At 33.1% G+C, this 20,945-nt stretch carries 17 protein-coding genes and 1 pseudogene; 8 read left to right on the forward strand and 10 right to left on the reverse strand.

Going from position 1 to position 20,945, the window contains the following annotated elements:
* Positions 1 to 415: 415 nt before the first annotated feature.
* On the reverse strand, positions 416 to 2,263 hold the full coding sequence (gene asnB, locus MY490_RS16945; protein WP_248266724.1) for an asparagine synthase (glutamine-hydrolyzing): 1,848 nt from the start codon (positions 2,261 to 2,263) through the stop codon (positions 416 to 418).
* 437 nt (positions 2,264 to 2,700) lie between these two features.
* Here asnB and MY490_RS16950 point away from each other — a divergent pair, with 437 nt between their 5' ends.
* A complete protein-coding gene (locus tag MY490_RS16950) occupies positions 2,701 to 3,264 on the forward strand; it encodes a DUF2777 family protein (protein ID WP_165347025.1) in 564 nt (187 codons plus the stop codon).
* Positions 3,265 to 3,305: 41 nt separating this feature from the next.
* Here the strand turns inward: MY490_RS16950 and MY490_RS16955 are convergent, their stop codons facing one another.
* Complete coding sequence (locus MY490_RS16955) at positions 3,306 to 3,680, reverse strand: DUF1516 family protein (RefSeq protein ID WP_098427745.1); 375 nt, start codon at positions 3,678 to 3,680, stop codon at positions 3,306 to 3,308.
* A gap of 499 nt (positions 3,681 to 4,179) precedes the next feature.
* Here MY490_RS16955 and MY490_RS16960 point away from each other — a divergent pair, with 499 nt between their 5' ends.
* From MY490_RS16960 to MY490_RS16990, 7 genes are all read left to right on the forward strand, one after another.
* On the forward strand, positions 4,180 to 4,299 hold the full coding sequence (locus tag MY490_RS16960; RefSeq protein WP_082459568.1) for an aspartyl-phosphate phosphatase Spo0E family protein: 120 nt from the start codon (positions 4,180 to 4,182) through the stop codon (positions 4,297 to 4,299).
* Positions 4,300 to 4,506: 207 nt separating this feature from the next.
* Positions 4,507 to 4,728 (forward strand): spore germination protein, encoded by a 222-nt coding sequence (locus MY490_RS16965; protein WP_248266725.1) that lies wholly within the window; start codon positions 4,507 to 4,509, stop codon positions 4,726 to 4,728.
* A 13-nt stretch (positions 4,729 to 4,741) separates the two neighbouring features.
* Positions 4,742 to 4,939, forward strand: coding sequence for a spore germination protein GerPB (locus MY490_RS16970; protein WP_248266726.1), 198 nt, complete (start codon positions 4,742 to 4,744; stop codon positions 4,937 to 4,939).
* A 37-nt stretch (positions 4,940 to 4,976) separates the two neighbouring features.
* A complete protein-coding gene (gene gerPC / locus MY490_RS16975; RefSeq protein ID WP_248266727.1) occupies positions 4,977 to 5,588 on the forward strand; it encodes a spore germination protein GerPC in 612 nt (203 codons plus the stop codon).
* Positions 5,585 to 5,761 carry a spore gernimation protein GerPD gene (locus MY490_RS16980; protein ID WP_248266728.1) on the forward strand — a complete coding sequence of 59 codons (177 nt, stop codon included), beginning with the start codon at positions 5,585 to 5,587 and terminating at the stop codon, positions 5,759 to 5,761. Before gerPC ends, MY490_RS16980 begins: the two co-directional genes overlap by 4 nt.
* Positions 5,761 to 6,345, forward strand: coding sequence for a spore germination protein GerPE (locus MY490_RS16985; RefSeq protein ID WP_248266729.1), 585 nt, complete (start codon positions 5,761 to 5,763; stop codon positions 6,343 to 6,345). Before MY490_RS16980 ends, MY490_RS16985 begins: the two co-directional genes overlap by 1 nt.
* Before the next feature lie 16 nt (positions 6,346 to 6,361).
* Positions 6,362 to 6,577 (forward strand): spore germination protein, encoded by a 216-nt coding sequence (locus tag MY490_RS16990; RefSeq protein ID WP_248266730.1) that lies wholly within the window; start codon positions 6,362 to 6,364, stop codon positions 6,575 to 6,577.
* A gap of 125 nt (positions 6,578 to 6,702) precedes the next feature.
* Here the strand turns inward: MY490_RS16990 and MY490_RS16995 are convergent.
* From MY490_RS16995 to aceA, 8 genes and pseudogenes are all read right to left on the reverse strand, one after another.
* Positions 6,703 to 8,052, reverse strand: a pseudogene (locus MY490_RS16995) (IS1182 family transposase).
* A gap of 118 nt (positions 8,053 to 8,170) precedes the next feature.
* Entirely contained in the window at positions 8,171 to 11,911 is a 3,741-nt protein-coding gene (gene addA / locus MY490_RS17000; protein WP_248266731.1) for a helicase-exonuclease AddAB subunit AddA, read from the reverse strand.
* The gene (gene addB / locus MY490_RS17005) at positions 11,904 to 15,410 is read right to left on the reverse strand and encodes a helicase-exonuclease AddAB subunit AddB (protein WP_248266732.1); all 3,507 of its coding nucleotides are present in this window, start codon (positions 15,408 to 15,410) and stop codon (positions 11,904 to 11,906) included. The genes addA and addB overlap by 8 nt, the downstream gene beginning before the upstream one ends.
* A 132-nt stretch (positions 15,411 to 15,542) precedes the next feature.
* Positions 15,543 to 16,094: a signal peptidase I gene (gene lepB, locus MY490_RS17010; RefSeq protein ID WP_248266733.1), complete on the reverse strand. Its 552-nt coding sequence runs from the start codon at positions 16,092 to 16,094 to the stop codon at positions 15,543 to 15,545.
* Positions 16,095 to 16,127: 33 nt separating this feature from the next.
* Positions 16,128 to 16,769: a TVP38/TMEM64 family protein gene (locus MY490_RS17015; protein ID WP_248266734.1), complete on the reverse strand. Its 642-nt coding sequence runs from the start codon at positions 16,767 to 16,769 to the stop codon at positions 16,128 to 16,130.
* Between the two features lie 421 nt (positions 16,770 to 17,190).
* Positions 17,191 to 18,414, reverse strand: a complete 1,224-nt coding sequence (locus tag MY490_RS17020) for an NAD(P)/FAD-dependent oxidoreductase (RefSeq protein WP_248266735.1) — start codon at positions 18,412 to 18,414, stop codon at positions 17,191 to 17,193.
* A 373-nt stretch (positions 18,415 to 18,787) separates the two neighbouring features.
* Positions 18,788 to 19,363 (reverse strand): competence protein ComK, encoded by a 576-nt coding sequence (locus MY490_RS17025; RefSeq protein WP_248266736.1) that lies wholly within the window; start codon positions 19,361 to 19,363, stop codon positions 18,788 to 18,790.
* A 291-nt stretch (positions 19,364 to 19,654) separates the two neighbouring features.
* Positions 19,655 to 20,944, reverse strand: coding sequence for an isocitrate lyase (gene aceA / locus MY490_RS17030; protein WP_098234710.1), 1,290 nt, complete (start codon positions 20,942 to 20,944; stop codon positions 19,655 to 19,657).
* Position 20,945 lies beyond the last annotated feature (1 nt).

Raw genomic sequence — 20,945 nt, forward strand, 5'->3', positions numbered from 1 at the left:
GTCATCCCCACTTTATCTATAAAAATCGAGGTTTTTATGGGAATTGATTTTTCGTAAAAAGCAAAATTTGATCAAAATTTACTTTTTCAGTGGCCTCGGCTCGCCGAGGAGGCTAAAGAATCTCGCCCCATGGAAAGCGAGCACCCTGTAGTGGAAATCAACATCACTTTACTCCTTTTACGAATATTTGATAATTAATTGACAAGGTAGTTTTTCAACAGCATGAAAACCTAGTCATTCTATATGGCTAGGTTTTTTATGATTAATTATAAGACTAATGTGATCCCTTTTCTTAATTGCGATTCCACTTTTTTAATTGCTCTTTCCAACTTTTTATTTGTAGTCCCGCCGTACCTCTTCTTAGCTTCTTTATTTAACCATACAAAAAAGAGGTGAAAAAGATCACCCCTATACTTTAGGCTTTCACATTAATATTGAATTTTTTAAACCAAACATGAATTTGATATAAATGAGCTAGTAATTGAGGTCCAGACATTAATTGTCCGTACCATGGAACTTGAAATGCTTTTCCTTCACTTTCAACTAAACTAGTTAATTGCTCTTTATCAAGAAACTCGTAAAGAGCTGAGCTTTTATCTTTTAAGGCTTCTTTTAATTTTTGAACAACTAATTTTGTATATACTGGGTTATGCGTCTTTGGATATGGGCTTTTTTTGCGGTATAAGATATCATCTGGTAACAGACCTTCAAGAGACTTTCTTAAAATGCCTTTTTCACGGTCGCCATACATTTTAAGCTCCCACGGGATATTCCATACATATTCGACAAGTCGGTGATCTGCGAAAGGAACACGCACTTCAAGGCTCGCTCCCATACTCATCCGATCTTTTCGATCTAATAATTGCGCCATAAACCACTGACGATTTAAATAAAACAGTTGTCTTCTTTTAGCTTCTAATGGACTTTCTCCTTCAAGGATTGGCGTTTCTTTTACAGTCTCATTGTATCGATCTTGAACATACTGTGCTAAATTTAGTTTCTTACTCCATTCGTCTTTTAAAAGCTTTTGACGAAGTTCTGTTGATCTCATCCAAGGAAACGCTGGTCTATTCAAATCATCTTCTCGATGAAACCATGGATACCCACCAAAAATTTCATCAGCACATTCTCCTGATAAACCTACTACAAAGTTCTGTTTAATTTTTTGACAAAACCATAATAATGAAGAATCGACATCTGCCATTCCTGGAAGATCACGACACTCTGTAGCTTCATCTAAATATTGAACCAGTTCTTCATTCGTAATGACACATCTTTGATGATTTGTATTAAAGGTTGCAGACATTAACTCAATCCAAGGTACATCTGAATTTGGTTGGAATACACTTGATGTAAAATATTTATCATTTTCCTCATAATCGATTGAATAAGTGGTTAATTGTCCTTTTCCTTCTTTAGCGTAATGATTTGCAGCGATTGCTGTAATCGTACTAGAATCCACTCCACCTGATAAAAACGTACATAAAGGCACATCTGAAACCAATTGTCTTACGATTGCATCTTCAACATAAAAACGTACTTTTTCAATCGTTTCATCAACTGAGTCTGTGTGTATATCGCTTTTAACATCCCAATATTTCCATATTTTAAGTCCATTTCTTGAGAATGTCATAGCATGACCACCACGGAGTTCTTTAATTCCATCAAAAACACCATTTCCAGGCGTACGAGATGGACCAAGTCCAAATACTTCTGAGAGCCCTTCTTCAGTTAATTCAGCCTTTACCCCAGGGTTTGCTAAAATTGCCTTTACTTCTGAAGCAAATAATAATCTTTTATAATCTTCTTTATAAAATAAAGGTTTAACACCTAAACGGTCTCTTGCAATGAATAAACTTTCCTTTTCTTCATCCCAGATTGCAAAAGCAAATATTCCATTAAATTTGTCTACACATGCTTCCTTCCACTCAATATAGCTTGTAAGTAGAACCTCAGTATCTGAATGCCCTTGAAACGTGTAGCCTCTCTTTAAAAGTTCTTTTCTAATATCCTCTGTATTATACAACTCACCATTGTAACAAAGCGTATACGTGAAGTTACCTTTCGTCTTACGCATCGGTTGTTTTCCACCTACTGGATCAACTACAACTAATCTTTTGTGACCAAAACTACAATGATTAGACGTCCAAATATTCGTATCATCTGGACCTCGTTTTGACAATGTTTCAGCCATTTTTTTTGTGACTGAATTTACATCGGATAAATCCTTTTGAAAATCTGCCCACCCAGTTATACCGCACATGCTTTTTTCTCCTTTCTGGGCTATTTCCCTATAAAACTAAAGTTAATTCTATATCGTATTATTGTTTTTTAAAATAGGTGCGTTAATTCTCAAAAAAAGTTTGTAACTTATCATTATTTGTCCATACGTTTTTTTAATTTTTGCATAGTTATAAAATAGTTAAGTTATGTCAATAAATGAAAAAAGTAGCAGCTTTATTCAAATCGAAATAAACGCAGCTATTTTGATTTATAAATCCTAATACCGGTCGGAAAATAGAGTAAAATTTTTAATCCATTTAAACAATATTCGAGATTCAAAAAAAGGTTCGAACGAAAAAAAGATTCTATTAGATACTTAATTTTATGATTCAATAAAATGTCCGAATCACTACTTTTCACTCGAACCTATGTAATTAAACAATGAACAGCAGAACGCTTGTAACTGGAGGTTACTTAATGCAATTTAAGCACCGATCACAATTATTTCAAAAGCAACCTCGCGCTTTTACTATTGGAGCAATTGAAGAAATAAATGATGAATGGGTCTTTTTCGATGATGAAACTGATGAGGCATTTTTACTTGAGGATCTTATCGATGAAGATTTTGAAGTTTCTATAAATGAAGAGTGGGTTCCAGCTTCTTTAAAAAATGGTAATTTTCTTATTCAGTATTCCAAAAAGAAAAAATTACAAAATGGCGATATCCTTCGTATTCAAAGAAAGCTTTTATATAGCTTCGATTCACTATTGAAAAATTTGAGCGATGAATCATTTTATACTTTAGCGTACTTATTAAATACGCATAGTTTTTCCCTATACGATTGCTTGTACTGTCACAACTTCCTTTCATTTCAACCTGAAGGTTCACCTTCTGAAGGAGTAAATTTCATCGTATTTGATAATGGAGAACTTGTTTGTTCAGTATATCACCAATTTAGAATTTCATCTGAAGAACAAAACCATCGATTTGAACTTACGAAAGCAACAGGTAACCGCTACCTATTAACTCAACTTTCATAAATACAAAAAACTGTCACAAGAAATTTGTGACAGTTTTTTTATTATGCAAAGAAGTGAAAACCTTGTGGTAATCTAAATCCTAAATATAATAAAGCTAAAATAAATACTGTAAAAATAGTTGCCGGAACAACCATTTTACGGTGTTTCTTAGATGACACTGTGAAATATTCAAACACACCTAACATAAGAATACCAAGTGTCATTTTTACGTTATAAAGCATCATCATATTAGACGGCATATTTTCTTTATTAGAAATATGAATAAATAAATACAGTCCTGTTCCTAAAATAACGAAGTATAAAAGACGTAAAATCATATGAGCAACTTTCACATTCCAACCATTTTTGTATCCGTGCCCAACAATTAAAGCTAAAATAATAGCGATTACCCACGATGTAATATGTAAGTGAATCATTTCATTTCCTCCCAAATATATAGTCTAAATAATCATAACATAAGTACTTGAATAAGGAAAAATGTAGATGAAATGGAAATGGAAAAGATTTTAAAAAAATTCACAAATTGTTCAAAAAAAGCTATGATTTTATACCTATTAACCATTATAAAAAGCATGACTTACTATTCATTTTTAAAAATCATAAATTATATTAATCTAGGATTGTAATCTACTGTCGAAAATAAATTCAATATCATCTATAGCTCCTTACAATTCGACACTCAGTATAGTTTATCCTACAAAAACCTTTCAATTTCCACTATCCCAAGATGGAATGCAGATGAATATTGTAGTATTTTGTAAGTTTTACACTTCTTTTAGCGAATGTCTTCTCATATGAAAATGATTTTGTATAATAGCATTACATACATCGTGAGACCTAGACATAATTCCCTATTCTTGAACAAAGTTGGTGACTAAATTGCTGCTTCATGTTATAGAGAAAAAACGGGCCCGAATGGTATATTATGCGGGACGATATGGCTTTACGAACAAGAAAACAGTCTTATGTAGCCAGGAATTGGACAGGCTAATGAATATGATCTCGACCTTTACCTCTTCTAAAAGGAGAGCCTAATAGCTAGCTTGCGATTAGTTTATTCTAATTGCAGCTAGTATTTTTTTGTTAAAGAATAAGATATCCCATTTCTTTTTATTTCCCCCTAAATCCTTTTCTTCCTATTATAAAAATTAATACTTCTGAACAATACATAGTCTACAATCACGTTTTTGGTTAAATAGCCATATAATACATAATCATAAAAAGAACAAAGGGTGTACAGTCATGCCTGCTTATGTTGGAGTAATTAATATTATAAGTATCGGTAGTAGCGGTGTAGTTAACGTAGGTGACGCATATAATATCTTACCTAAAAGTAATGCTCAAACGTATGCCGGTGCTGGTTCGTTTAATACAGGTGATCATGTAACTGTTTATAACAATAAAAGTATTTCGAACGTATATGATCAAGATCAAGTTGATCAACCAATGATTGGCAACATGTAAAGGAGGGTGTCGTTTGAATATATATATACATCAAACAATTATTATTAATCAACTAAAAACCGGTGGGATCGTAAACTCATCTGTTTTTCAAATTGGTACAACAGGACATATAAATGCTAAAACGATAACAAATAATACTGGAGATTATTCAGAAGCAGCACCACCAATTACTGAACCAGGTCAAATTGTTCAAACTTCGCAAGAGACATAATATTATTCCTGTAGCAAATTGAAAGCGAGGGAATGCTATGAATCAACTTGAATTAAGACAGACTCAGATTGAGCAATTACTATATGAGCAATCTCAAATAATTGAACAATTAAAGAATAGAATAGCTCAACTTGAAGCTACTGTTATTGAACTTTCTCAAAGACCCGAGACAAAAATTGATAAAATTGAATATAAATTTGACCAATTAAAAGTTGAAAATTTAAATGGTACGTTAACAATTGGACTGAATCCTCTTCAAGCTCCAACATTCGATGATTTAACAGTAGAAAACCAACAAATTGATATTAAACCTGACAATAATTTGAAAGCCTTGAAAGCATATATAGAAGAAAGAATTCATTTCCACTTGAAAGAAGAGGCACTAGAAACAATCCTCCAATTAGAAGCAGAACTTAGGGTTTCAGTAGATGATTATTATCGTCAAATGATGATTGATGATATTCGAAATCAAATGGATATAAGAATACCTTATTATATCGACCTATACAAAAATAAGCCTGACTTTACTGAAAATCCACTCCGATATTCTGAAGAAGTCGTATTACACATGTTAAATGATATTCGAACTGCGTATAGTGCCTTTTTACAAAACTTACCACATAATATTGGAAAGGAGAATAAAGGATGAATTTAAATGTAACAAATTGCAATTTACAAGTAGAAGAAATAAAGTTTACTGCCATTGCTTCATCTTCATTATTTTTAATTGGAGACGCACATAATATTTCACTATCCTCTTTATATGACACACCACCAGAATCTTTAATTATTGGACCATTTGTACCTTTATCTGTAAGTTAATGTTTAAAATTGATCCAAGATTTCGATTAGCCTCAGTAGAGTCTTATAATGTTAACACAGTATTATTTTCAAGCGTTCTACAATTTGGAGATGCATTTTCAATCAATGCAGAATCAAATGCTCTTGCCTTACAGGAAGAGGGAAACATATTAGCAGTTCCAAACAGAGATGTTTTTGAAATTTATCCTATCTACAAAGTAATTCCAAAGCATCTTCCTTATGTTCCTAATGTGAATTTGAATCGGATAAATCTTAATCCTACAATCCAAATTGGTTTAATTAATTATATGGGTATAAGTTCAGCGAGTGCTTCTGTTATTGGGTCGGTTCATAGTGCTTCTATGTTGTCCCGTGTTCATCAAGTACGACATTTTATATCACCGATTACTATACATTATCAAACCCCAGGTCACCATGCACAACCGACTTTTTCTCAGTTAATGCAACCATTAACTACAACATCGACACAAATAATTCCTGCACAACCTGTAATACCGGTTCCTCCAGTTGCCTCAGTACAACCGGTGTTACCAACTGCGCGAACACAAAAAACAGAAACACCAGAAACAATAATACCAGATTAAGAAAGGAGAATTATAAATGCCAACATTTCTAGGTGCAGTCGTAATCCAACTCAATCAAGGAAATATCAATACTGGAGATCTTAATAATATCTCACCAAAATCTCAAACAAAAGCATATTATGGCTCAGGTTCAGGAAATACAGGTTTTCTAACACCAACAGTAAGTGGTGCTAATGCCACTAATACACTTGATGCCGATTTAGCAGATCAAAATGAAGTTGCAACTTTATAAAAAAAAGCGTTGCAGGAGCATCGCTTCAGATTGTCGACAAAAGGGGTTCGGAATGCTCTTATTCCGAACCCCTTTGTCATTTTTTTATGTTTTGAGTGAGGATTGGCTTCTATTATCCTCATTTTTTATGCTGTTTTTGGACCACTCCATGTCCAGGTGACCATCTTTTTTAAATTCATGGATGCAAAAGTAAGCATCGCCTGCATCGACAATTTTTTAAGTCCCCTTAAAGTTGTCCAACGCATACCATGCTTTTCTTTTGCGTCTGCGAAAACGCGCTCTATTATTTTTCGTTTCGCATAGATCGGTTTTACTTCTTCATGATGACGAAGATGTGCTACTTCTTCGATGTATTGTTGCCAAATACAAATATGACGAGTCACCACTTTTTTGATGATCTTTACTCTCCGTACATTGCGCTAAATAAAGGCATGTCGTACAAATCTTTTAGGTGATTTGTACTCACGATAGCCTTCTTTCGTAGTTGTCGAATAAGCCAAAACTTCTCCTGCAGGACAAAGATAACAATCATAGTGCTCATCATAAACATACTAGTGTTTTCGAAAAAAACCTTCTTTTGTTCGTGGTCGTGTGTATGGTAAAACTGGTGTCATTTCATTATCAATCAAGAATTTCGCAATAGCTGGTGTTTTGTATCCTGCGTCTGCTGCAACCGCAGTAGGTTTTCCGACTTTCTTAATCACTTCTTTTACTAATGGTTCCAACATTTGACTATCATGTATGTTCCCCGGAGTCACTATACTTCCTAAGACAAAGCCGTTAGGGTCTGAAGCTGCATGAAAAGAATAGGCAAATTGTTTGGTCAGTTCATCTTTTACATAGTAGCCACTTTCTGGATCAGTTGTACTCTCTTTGATTGCTTTTTCTTCTTCTTTCTCAGGGGGAAACAGCTTTTTTCCATGGTCCTCACGTTCATCATTAATTTCTTTTTGTAGCTGTTCCTGATACGCTCGGGTCTCTTTACGAAAAACTTTCTTTTCAAACTTATGCTTATTTGCACTCGCTATCACATTGGTAGAATCAATGAAAACGTGTTCGGAACTAATTAATTTTTTCTCCAGCTAATTTTAAAATACGATAGAAAATCTGTTCAAATAAATCGGAATCTTGAAAGCGACGCTCATAGTTTTTACTAAAGGTCGAAAATTGAGGTGCTTTATCGTAAAAGCCATAGCCTAAAAACCAACGATAAGCCATGTTTGTTTCCACTTCTTCAATCGTTTCGCATGGAACGAATACCAAATGTATATTGAATAAAGGTTAATTTTATTAAAATAACAGGATCGATGCTTGGGCGACCCACAGGAGAATACATGTCTTTCACCAAATCATAAAATAAAAGAAAAATCAATTGATACTTCTATTTTTCGAACTAAGTGATTTTCCCGTACAAGTTGATCAAGTGTGATCATTTCTAATTGATCTCTTTGAATTGAATGATGTTTTGAAAGCATAGATCTCACCTCTAGAAAATTTTACTAATTCTATTTTAAAATAAAAAAGACTGTAGGCAAACTCGATATTCATCGAGTTTGTCTACAGTCTGAAGCGATGCAGGAGCATGGCTTTTTCCTATAACTCTACAATATGACCACCATCGAAAAAGTAAAGATATTTAGCTTTAACCTTTTTATCCATCCCCGCTTCAATTGCCTTTGAATAAAGATCGAGTTGAATACCATATCTTCTAATTGCTTCTTGCTTCAAGGCATCAATTGTTGCAAATGCACCAGTTCGATCGGTTTTATAATCAATTAATATAACCTCGTCTCCATCAATTAAAAGTAAGTCAATGATCCCTTGGATTAATACAACTTCCTCTTCATCTTCCCAATCTTTATAAATTTCATTTGTTGAAACACCATAACTAAATGGTACTTCGCGCAGATTTTGATTTGCGTTTGCCACTAATTGACCAAGATGTGATTGACAGAATTCAAAAATCTCCAAGCTATTTACAGCTTTTCCTTGCTCTGGGGTAATTAATTCTTTTAAAACCATATTATTTATCTGATCTATGATTTCTTCATGAGATGAAACAAATTGATAATCTAGATTTTGCATTATAGCATGGGTAGCAGTTCCTTTTTCAGCTGAGTTCATTTTTTGTTCTGACATAAATTTCGGTCTTTCAAGTGGAAAATCTTTTGTTTTAGTCGCTGTAAAACTTTGACTATATGGATCTTCCTCTTGCATTTTTCTTTTTAATTCTGTAACAGATTGTTTTGGTCGATAAAGAGTTGATTGTCTATGATAATATTGCCAGTTTAATTGATTCTCTAGTTTTTCATGCAGCTCATCATTGTTAATTTGAATCGGTTCCTTTGACTGAAAAGCTTGAAATACTTCGATTTTATTATTTTCCACTTCCTCAGTTTCCAATGATTGAATTGTAGAAGCATCTACAATAGAATAATTCCAGCGACATGGGTAAAACTGAATTTCATTTTTTGTATGCCACAAATCATCTTCGAGTCTAATTGCATTACTAGAATCGTGCCGAATGATAGACGGACCAATCCAATCTAGATAACTTTTAGCACCACTAATAACGTTTAATGGCAGTAGCCATTCTTTATGGTTTTCAACTTCCTTCCAATTTTCAATCATTTTTTGTGCATCATTTACCTTACCTACTAAAATAAGCTTTTCTCTTGCACGAGTTAATGCAACATAAAGAATTCGTAACTCTTCGGAAATTAACTCTGAATGCTCCTTGCGCTTGATTGTTTCCTTCAAAAGAGTTGTATTAGTCGTACGATACGCAGGATGTACAAAATTCATACCTAATCCTAATTCCTTTTGTAAAATGAATTTTGCTCTTAAATCCTGCATATTAAATTGCTTAGATGTATTCACGACAAACACGACAGGAAACTCTAATCCCTTACTTTTATGGATTGTCATCATTTGAACGACATTTTCTTGATCACTTAAAATACGAACCTCATCTAGCTTTTCATCTCTTTCTTGCATACGATCTAAAAATCTTAAAAACTGAAATAAACTTCTATAATTTGATTCTTCTAAAACCTTAGCACGATCAAATATCGTAATTAAATTTGCTTGCCTTTGTTTACCACCTGGTAACCCTCCGACAAAGTCATAGTATGTAGATTCCTTTAATACCTTCCAAATAAAGATTGAAAGTGTCTCCCTTTTAACGAGTCGTTTCCATTCCTTTATCTGTGCAAAGAAATTTACTAATTTAATTGAAAGCTGTTTATGACGGTTTTCATAATTATTTAGATAATCTTGACACGCATCGTAAAAGGATCCATTTTTATGATTAAGTCTAATCATCGTTAATTCTGGTTCCGAAAGTCCTACAATTGGAGAACGTAGGACAGACGCAAGCGGAATATCCTGAATCGTATTATCGATTAGCTTTAATAAATTTAAAAAGACTGCCACTTCAATTGTTTGAAATAAGTCCTTTGATTTCTCCGCATATAATGGTATACCTAGCGCTTTGCATTCTTCGATATATAAATCAGCATTCGATAATGAACGGCCTAAAATAGCAATATCATTATATTTTACTGGTCTCATTTCTCCAGTCTTTTCCGTTACTAAATATTCGCTTTCAACTAAATCCTTTATTCTTCTTGCTACGTATCTTGCCTCAATTTGTTCAAGCTTTTCTTCAACAAGATCATCTTCTTCTTGTTCACTGTACTCAGTCACATTTTCTTCTTCATCCGAATTCGTTAATAAGATTAATTCAGCAGCGCAATCTGAGTATTCAGGATAGCTAGCACCTAGCTTTAACATTGCATCTTCATCATATTCAATTCCACCAATTTCACTTCCCATGATTTGTTGAAAAATAAAATTGGTTGCATCTAATACTTCCGCTCTACTTCTAAAGTTTTTAGAAAGATCGATTCTTAAACCAGTTCTTTCATTTTTCTCTTTTTCATATAAATTGTATTTATTTATAAAAAGTTGGGGTTCTGCTAATCGAAAGCGATAGATTGATTGCTTAACATCTCCAACCATAAAAAGATTACCAGAAGCTCCTGAGCCTTTTGTGATTAATCTTAAAATCGATTCTTGTACATAATTCGTATCTTGGTATTCATCTACCAATACTTCGTTAAACTTTTCTTGATAAACTCTTGCAACCGATGAAGGTACTAATAAATCTTTTTCGTCTTTTTCCTTTAAAATTTCAAGTGCATAGTGTTCTAAATCATTAAAATCTAAAATTCCATTTTCTAATTTTGCTTCTTTAAATAACACGATGAAACGATTAACTAGTTCAATTAACTTTTCAACTAGGGGCTTTAATTCACTTATTTGTTTTAATTGAACGTCAATACTTCGATTAAAATACTTATCTTTTAGATCATCAATCTTCTTCTTTACATCTTTTCGGAAATTCGCTACTAATTCCTTTTTCTGTTGATCTCCCTCTGTCTTTTTAATAGTGGGCAATCGATTAAATACTATTTTTTGTAGACCAACATTAATTTCTTCCCATGATTTTTCTGAAGCATAGAATAAACATTCTAAATTACCATACTCTTCTTTAAACACTTCAGCATACTTGATTGGGCCATCAGGACTTTCTATTATATTCAATGCTTGTTTATAAGTGTTTATACAAGCAAACATATCATCTTGAATAAATTTCTTAAGCTCTTGAATAAAAGGAATCTCATCAACTGGTTTACCGACTACATTATATTGATGAATGAATGCATTTAAAAACTCACTTGGGTTTGGGTTAGAAATTGCATGACGATATAGCTTTAATATTAATTTTGGTAAATCATTATCATCTCGATCACTAGTATATCGATCAACTAAATCAAAGAAGACTAAATTAGACTCATCACTGTATTCTGACTCCATCAACTCTTCTAATACTTCATCCATCAGTAATTGAATCTCAATTTCTTCTGCAGTACGGAAGTTTGGATCTAATTCTACCATATAGTAATTTGATCGAATGACTTCAGTACAAAAAGAGTGAATAGTTGAGATTGAAGCTTTATTTAACAAAGACGCTTGTTTCCTTAAATGATCAGATTCAGGATTATTTACAAGTTGTTTCTCTAATGCCATCCCGATCCTTTCTTTCATTTCCTGGGCACTTGCTTTTGTAAAAGTAACAACAAGTAATTCATCAACATTTATTGGATTTTCATCACGAATGATTTTTTGAATAATTCGTTCAACAAGAACAGCCGTCTTTCCAGAACCAGCAGCAGCGGCTACAAGAATATCTGACCCTTCGAAATCGATCGCTTTTTGCTGGTCAACTGTCCATGTTGTTTTACTTACGTTATTTTCTTCTTTACTCATCTTTATTCACCACCTCGATCATTTTTTGTAATGCTTCGCTATCTTCTAAAGGAGGTAGAACACGATATTCATTTCCTTTTACATTTGCATCAAATTGACATACTGATTGGTACGAGCAATATGTACATGGTATTTTATCCTTTTGCTGATATGGATTTGCCTCTACAAAGCCTTTATATATTTGCTGACCAGCTTCAGTAAATTTTTGCTTTATATAATTCGTCATCATTGGGTATTGTTCCGGCTTTACCGTTTTTGAATATTTTGCCATGTACTCTCCGGTTTTTTTAAGCCTAATCGGCACAATTTTTGAAGTGCTTCCGTCTTGAATTAATGCTTCATCCATTAACGTATTACTTTCACGATCTTCTAAAAGTAATCCATTCATTTTAAACTTTTTAAAGATTTCATCCTGAATTTCATCGAGTTCAATATTATTTTTAACTTTAACAATCGGATTTTGTACATGGAAATAAAGAATACCAGCCGGGTCCGCGTTTTTTCCAAGTAATGTTGTTGAATTTGCTACAGCTATATCTAAATATGTTAGTAACTGTAAAGCAAGTCCGTAGTATACATCTGATAATTTTAATTCCTTTTTCGTTGATTTATAATCCAATATTCGTAGGTAATCGCCTTTTTCACTTGTTGCTTTATCAATTCGGTCAATTCGACCATTTAATACCATTCTTCTCTTCCCATCAATCGGAAGTTCATAAGAATTTAACTTTTTACCTATACCAAAAGGTACTTCTAAAGCAACAGGGACGAATTTACCTGCATGCTCTTGTTGACTTAAAATTGAGGATACTTTAGCAATAACATCCTTCATTTTTTTCTTTAAAAACATATATCGATTCGTACTTAGCAAAATCTCACGTTGAAACTTTGGAGAGATTTCATCTACTACTTTTGCTGCTAATTCATCACATTCTGAATTCGTTAAACTACTCCAGCTTTTTCCGGTCTGTAAAAGATTCTCTCCAATAATTGTTAAAGCACTGTGGAATAATTGACCCATATCAAATGATTCAAACTTATAAATTTCACGTTCTTGTAGCTTGAGACCATATCGTGCAAAGTGGGCATATGCGCATTGATGGAAAAGCTCAATTCGTGAAACCGATCCACTCAATTCTTCCCCATATAATTCTGTACTTAAATCTTCTCCAAGATCTTTCGCAACATTGTTATACATTACACTACTTATTACTTTATACAGTTTATCTTTTGAATCAGAATTTTCTCGTAAAACATTATAAAGCGTCCACCATAAATCCATATTCGCTTCAGTTTCCTTAGTCGACCAAACTTGAAGCTGAGAGACTAAATTCGTTAACGCTGTATTATAATTTGTAATAGATGTAAGCTGTTCTTCTACGGAACTAAATGTTAAGTCTCCACTTTCAAAACGTTGATGTATATTTGGAAAAATCGATTTGATCCTTTGAATAAGACTTGATGGGGCAAGACTTTTCCCATCATCACTTGCTAAAGGATAACTAATGATTAACTCATGACTTGCTCGATTAATTCCAGTATAGATATTAAAATTTTCTACAAATAATTGGTGCTTACTTGTTGGTGCTACTTCCACACCAAATGATTGTAAAAACTCTCTGGCAGTGTCGCCTAATAATCCGTCTTCATTAGCCTTCCTTGGAATAACCCCTTCATTTACACCAATGATATAAGCACACTTTACATTTTGTAATCTTGAATGATCAAAATCAGCTATGTTTACTTGATCTAATGATGCAGGAACATTCGCAAATTGAAGAGATTGAAAACCAGTTTGAAGAATTTCAAAAAATGTTTTACGTGATAGTTTTTCTTCTCCTATTAATTCAACGCATTCATCTAAAAGTTGAATAAACCCTTTCCAAACTTGCTCATGATCTTTGCTTTCAATTAAATTGGATCGATTTTCTGCCTCATCCTTTAAACGTTGAAGCTTCCTTGAAATATCTACTGATTCAACAAATTCATATAATGCTACACACATTTCTCTCGCATTTTTTGCTTGCTTTAGATTGCTTTGAAATGTAAGAATTGGCTTAACTAATAAATCTCTTACTGAATTGATTAATGCCTCGAATTCTAACTCTTCATTTGTTGTCCCTCTATCAATACCTTCAGTTGAGCGATACTTTCGATACTTCCATGGCTCTTCAACCGTCCACCTTTTTCCTTGCTTACCATACGCTATGCAATAATTCTCAAATAACTCGAGCTGTTCACGATTCTTATCACGATTGCTTTCAAATGGATAAACTAATTCAGTTTTATATGCATTAAAAACTGATTCATATCGCCAATTTTTTTGAATGATATCGAAAGTAGCTTGTAAAAACGTAAATAATGGATGCGTTAGCATTGAACGCTTTTCTTCTATGAAAATGGGTATTTCGTACGCATGAAAAATAGTTGAAATCAAATGTGAATAGGAATCTCCATTTCTTAAGTAAATGGCAATATCACGATATCGGTATCCTTGATCACGTACCTTATTAATAATATCTTTTGCAATCCCATTTACTTCGGCTCGACGATTAGATGCCGACATAATCTTAATTCCATCTGATTCAAACGAAGGCTTAACTGGTCTGTTATCAAAATTCGTTTCGAAATACTTCAAATCATTCGATTGATTTCTAAAGTTATGATGACAAAGAACAGGTTGCTTTATTGTTTTCTTTGTATTTAAAACAATCTCTTTAATTTGTTGATATAGAAGCGCTGGTTTATAAAATAAATTTAATTCATGTGGTAAAAAATCATCATATGGTCGATCGAGTGTTAAAGAAAAATTCACCTCACTACAACATCTCAATAGCTCCTCAACTACATTTCGCTCTTGAGGTGCCAAGTCATAATATCCATCGATATAAATAATGCTGTCTTTTATATAATCACTTTTAGGTAATTCTTGAATCAACAAATTTAAATAGTCTTCTGAATCAAGATACTTATCTTTCATATATGCATTAAAAGCATCAAACACTATTTGTATATCATTTATCTTTTGTTGAATAAAGATATGATCCTTTGATGAATCTTGCTCCATTTGTAATATAACGGAAGATAATTCATCTGAAGAAACTTGAAAACCTTTAAACTCAGCAATAAGACCTGTTAGTTCCTTATAAAATCCTTGTCGATCAGCAACGTGATGAAAAACTTTCAATTCTTCTTTCTTTTCCTCAATAATCTTTCGAAGTATCATTGAAATTCCAATTTCACCAATATGAATCCGACTGATTCCACCTGTTTCTTGTAGAACCTTCCATGCTAATCGAGTAAAGCTAAAAACTTGGGAATTAATAATTGCTTTTTTTTCCTGCCTCTTAACTAATTCATATTCCATCTGAAAGGTCATTTGGTCAGGTACAATAAAGATGATATTTTTTGTTTCAATCTTTAATCTATCTGTCATTTCATTTAAAATGTGATGCGTTTTTCCACTTCCTGCACGTCCTAATATAAATTGAAACGCCATATAATTCCCCCCTTAATGTATTAGAATAATGGTTGTTTTTTTCAGTAAAATTGTTTTGTTGATTTTCATTTCAACGTCTCGTTTATATTACAATCTAATGTGTAATTAATAAGAAAAGCCCCCATAAGGAGCTTATTTGTTAAAATTCGTATTCAAACTTGAAAGCGGCCAATAAAGTAGGTCGACCTTCCCTACAATTTTATCAATTTTTACAAATCCAAACAAACGACTGTCATAACTTTTTGGTCGATTGTCCCCTTCAACAAAAACATAGCCAGGTGGAACTTTCGTTTTACCTGTAACTTCGTTTAAATTAAAATCAGGTGTAAAAGTTGTTCCTTTTAAAGAACTCTTGTAATCATTTAAATATGGTTCATTCCATTTTTTATTGTTAACATAAAGCTGATCATCTTTATATTCGATTGTATCTCCAGGTAAACCAATGACACGTTTAACATAATCTTCTTGCTTATTTGCATGAAATACAATTACATCAAATCTGTTAATATCACCAATTTCATATCCAAATTTATTAATAACTAGTAGGTTTCCATCCTTTAAAGTTGGCATCATAGATTCTCCATCAACTACATATGTAGAAAATAAGAACGTTCTTACAATAAAAGCAATTGCGATCCCAATAATGATCGCTTTTCCCCAGTCTAATACTTCTTTTCTTAGCATAAAGTTGCTCTCTCCCTTTTGAGTAATAATGCTTTATTGCTCATCAGATGATTCAGACGCACTCTTTTTCTCTGTTGTTTTTTCTTTGATGTCCATACGTTTCTCAATCACTTTTCCAACAATCCATAATACGAATATAAAAATTCCTATGTACAATGCTTTAATCGGCTTTTGAAATACTGAAGTTAAATCTTTCCCTAAATAACTAATCATCGCGATCATCGTAAACTTTCCAAGTACTAATGCGATTAGAAATTGTGATATTTTGATACGTGACAGACCAGCTACTATATTTATTAAAAAAGATGGTGAAAATGGAAACGCAAACATAATAAAAATTGGACCAAATCCCCTTTTTTCAATCCACCCTATTGATGATTCTACTTTCTTATGCTTACTTACAAATGAAAAAAATCGTTTCTGACCAAATTTTCTAACAACATAGAATAGTAAAATGGAACCTAAGCAAGAACCAATCCATGAATATAAAAAACCTAATAGTGGCCCAAATGCTGCTGCATTAGCAAATACAAAAATGACCAAAGGTAGAACTGGACAAATTGCTTCAATAAAAGGGATTGATATTCCAACTAATGGACCATAATCTTTGTATTGTTGAATGAGATGTAAAAAATGTTCTTCTGTAAAAAAAGCCTTTAAGTCAAAAACGTTCATTTAAATATGAATCTCTCCTTAAGCCGTATTTCTAAATAGATATCCTTACTGTTAACATTATCACATATAACTATTTATTCAATAATAATAAATGATTCTAACTAGTATTTTTGTAATAATTTGACTGATTATCTTATAAAAAAATTTTTACTAATTTGTTCCTAAATAATGCTTAATGTAATTCTAATAAACTATTTTAAAAATAAATAAAAAAACTACTTCACTGGATGGAAAAGTAGTTTTTTCATTCATTGAAATAGAATTTGTAAATTTAATAAGTAACATCATGTTGATTACTACTACAGGGTGCTCGCTTTTTTAGTTGAGAGAGATGTGAGCTCTTCGGAACGCCTGCGGGGTCTCACCCTTCTTTCTTTTCCCATAGGAGTAAAGTTTAACAAAGCCTATATGTTCAATTGAATCAATTGTTTAGCAAAGGTCGCTCTTGCAAGTATAGAGCTAAATCTGGACAGTTCCCTTCAACAATTTCCTTTACAATAAGCTTCGACAGCAGCTGGCTGTAAACCGTCCCGTTATCACCAAAGGCAAATAGGAAATAGCTATTTGGAATTGCTTCATATTTTCCGATAATCGGAAGGCCATCGATTGTGCCTCCATAAAATGCAGCTAAGTAATATTCTGGCTGTACTTGAATAGTTGGAAACATTTTATTAAACTCTTCAATCAGTTTCTTCTTTTTGTGAATCAGTTTACTATCACGATCTTCAGAGTACGAAGTATTATCATCAAGTCCGCCTATGATAATCCGGTTATCTCTAGTTGTACGCATAAATAAATAGGGACGAGCCGTTTCCCAAATGAGTGTTCTGTTATACCATTCGGAAAGATCTTTGACTGGTTGGGTAGTTACCGTATATGTACTCACAAAGGAAGCTTTTTTCTCCTTTTTAATCTCTATTCCTTCATAACCTGCTGCGAAAATAATATATCGTGCTTTGATCGAATGACCATTATTTGTAGTAACAATCATCTTTTCTTGTTCTTTATCATAATGGTGACCGTTCATTTCCGTATGTTCAAATATACGAATTCCTTTGCTTGCGGCGTTATCCAAAAGTGCATGGGTGTATCTGAAAGGATTAATTTCTGCATCATTGTATGAATAAATAGCGGCATCCCTGCTAAAAGGATATTTTTCTTCAATATCATCCTTTGTTAAAAAAGTTAGTTCACAGTTTTGCTGTTTTAAGAATTCATATTCCTTCTTAAGACTTTCAACATCATCTACACAACTTGCGGAATAGAGAGTATCTCTTCTGTTGAATTCACAATTAATGATGACATTCTTTGAGGCAGCTTCAATTTCATTTATGGCTTCTTTCAGTAGTTGTAAATGCTTTTTAATGTAATCTTCTCCGAAGGTGTTAATCAAATCAGTAAACATTTTTTCACCGGAATATTGAAGGAGGGCCGTATTCGTACTAGTACTCCCGCTGCCAATGGTTGATTTTTCAATTACCGCCACATCTAAATTAGAATCGGAAAGATAGTATGCACATTGTGCCCCTGAGCTTCCACCCCCAATGATTAATACATCACAAGATAGGTCTTCCTCCAATGTTGGATATGATGGAGCATCAGGAAAAGTAGTAGGCCAATAATAGGTTCCAGAGTGTAATTTCATCTATATCCTCCAGTTATTAAAAAGTAAAAAGTATAATGTTACTATTTCCAACCTCAATTTGTGTATGCAAGAAATTCTACTCAGATTGAACACTTTATAATATTAAATGTGAAAAAATGAATAGTACTTGAGTGAAATTCAAAAATAGAAACCGAAAGAGCCAATCGCTATACTAAAGTTCCATACCATTTGTAGTTACAAAAAAATCAACAATCTACTTTAACAAATCCTTCTTATTAAGAATTAAACGGACTAAATTCCGGAATTTATCAATAATCTTTTCTATTATTTCTTTTACATACTTGTTCAAAAAATCCCCATAAAAAAACTACTTTACTATATGTTAAGTAGTCAAAATTTTTATCTTTCACTTTTATTTTTCGTGAACTGATATTCCTTTTATATATGAGGTAATTTCGTTATCAGGAATTAATTTGTAAGATTTTTGTTGGGTATTTTCAGGATTGAGCCGATCTTCATAAATCGCCCTTAAATGTGCTGTTCGGTATAATTGGTTTTCAAATGAACCACGAGATATTTCTAATGGAAGTTCAACACCATTGAAAAATTCAACAACTGATCGATTGTATTTACCGCCTCTGAAATTAGCAACATGATTGTAGGAGATCCAAGAACATTCTACTTTTAAAGAAGATGAAGTGGGGAAAAAGAAAATTTGATTCATTGAGCTGATCGCTATTGGTGGTTTGTGAGTGATGGAAATCATTTGTTTAGTTCCTTCACGCCTACCCCGGTAACTACTCCCGAAGTAAGCACAGCTTCTTTCAATAATTTCAATCGGTTTCATTAAAACATAAAAATGATCATCTGTTTCGTATACCTTTGAAATTACAACTAAATCGACAGTAAATTCTGGAATGATTGCCATTGTTGACTTATTAATCTCGTACTCATTTAATACTTTAACTTGTCCTTTCACATGATTCATCCTTACAACTCCTTCTGTTATTAGTATTGAACTGTTAAATTTTGTTGGCTTCAAGATAGTCTCTTAAGTAAATAGATGACCATCAATTAAGTTTAACAAGATCAGATAAAAAATTTTTTAACATGAAGTATAGTAGCAACATTGATGTTAGAGAAATAATATCACAAATCTTTATTTGTAAAATCATTTTTTGAATACTTTAACAGAAGTGTCATTGTTTACTAAATTTTAGGATAAAAGCCAATAGAAAAACCACCTTTCTCACAATTGAAAAAAGTGGTTTTTTACTAATTAATTAGATGAAAATTGTTGTTCTTCAGTAGAGCCTTTAAGAGCTGTTGTTGAAGAAGTTCCACCAGTAATAATTTGAGCTACTTGATCAAAATATCCTGTTCCAACTTCGCGTTGGTGTCTTGTTGCAGTATAGCCATATTGTTCACTTGCAAATTCAGCTTGTTGAAGTTCTGAATATGCTCCCATTCCACGATCTTTGTAGTTTCTAGCTAATTCAAACATGCCAAAGTTTAATGCGTGGAAACCAGCAAGGGTAACAAATTGGAATTTATAACCCATTGCTGCAATTTGTTGTTGGAATGTCTCGATTGTTTCATCATCTAGTTTCTTCTTCCAGTTAAATGAAGGTGAACAGTTATAAGCTAGTAATTTACCTGGGAATTTAGCATGAATAGCATCTGCAAAACGTTTTGCATCTTCTAGGTTAGGCTCTGACGTCTCACACCAAACTAAGTCTGCATACGGTGCATAAGCAAGACCACGAGCAATTGCTTGATCTAACCCCGCTTTCGTACGATAAAAACCTTCAGGTGTTCTTTCACCAGTAATAAATTGTTTGTCGACTGGATCAATATCACTTGTAATTAAATCTGCTGCATCTGCATCAGTTCGGGCAACAATCAGGGTAGGAACTCCCATTACATCCGCTGCTAAACGAGCAGAGATTAAGTTACGAACCGCCGTTTGTGTTGGTAATAATACTTTCCCACCTAAATGGCCACATTTTTTTTCTGAAGACAATTGATCTTCAAAATGCACACCTGCTGCTCCTGCTTCGATCATACTTTTCATTAGTTCAAATACATTTAATTGTCCACCGAAGCCAGCCTCTGCATCTGCCATAATCGGTGCGAAGTAGTCGATTTCTTCTCCACCTTCAACATATTGAATTTGATCTGCACGTTGGAAAGCCTGATTAATTCGTTTTACAACTGCTGGTACAGAATTTGCCGGATATAAGCTTTGATCTGGATACATTTGACCTGAAAGATTTGCATCGGCTGCTACTTGCCAGCCACTTAAATAAATAGCCTTTAAACCTGCTTTTACTTGTTGAATTGCTTGGTTTCCAGTTAATGCTCCTAGTGCATTCACATAGCTTTCTTCATTTAGAAGTTTCCATAATTTTTCCGCACCCTTTTTTGCCAATGTTTGTTCAATATCAATTGATCCTCTTAATTTAATTACATCTTCAGCAGTGTATGTTCTTGTAATGCCATTCCATCTAGAATCAAGCTCCCAGCTTTCCTGTAATTCAGCAATACGCTTTTCACGATTTTTCGTCATA

It is taken from the genome of Gottfriedia acidiceleris (assembly GCF_023115465.1).
In the GTDB taxonomy this organism is placed as follows: domain Bacteria; phylum Bacillota; class Bacilli; order Bacillales; family Bacillaceae_G; genus Gottfriedia; species Gottfriedia acidiceleris_B.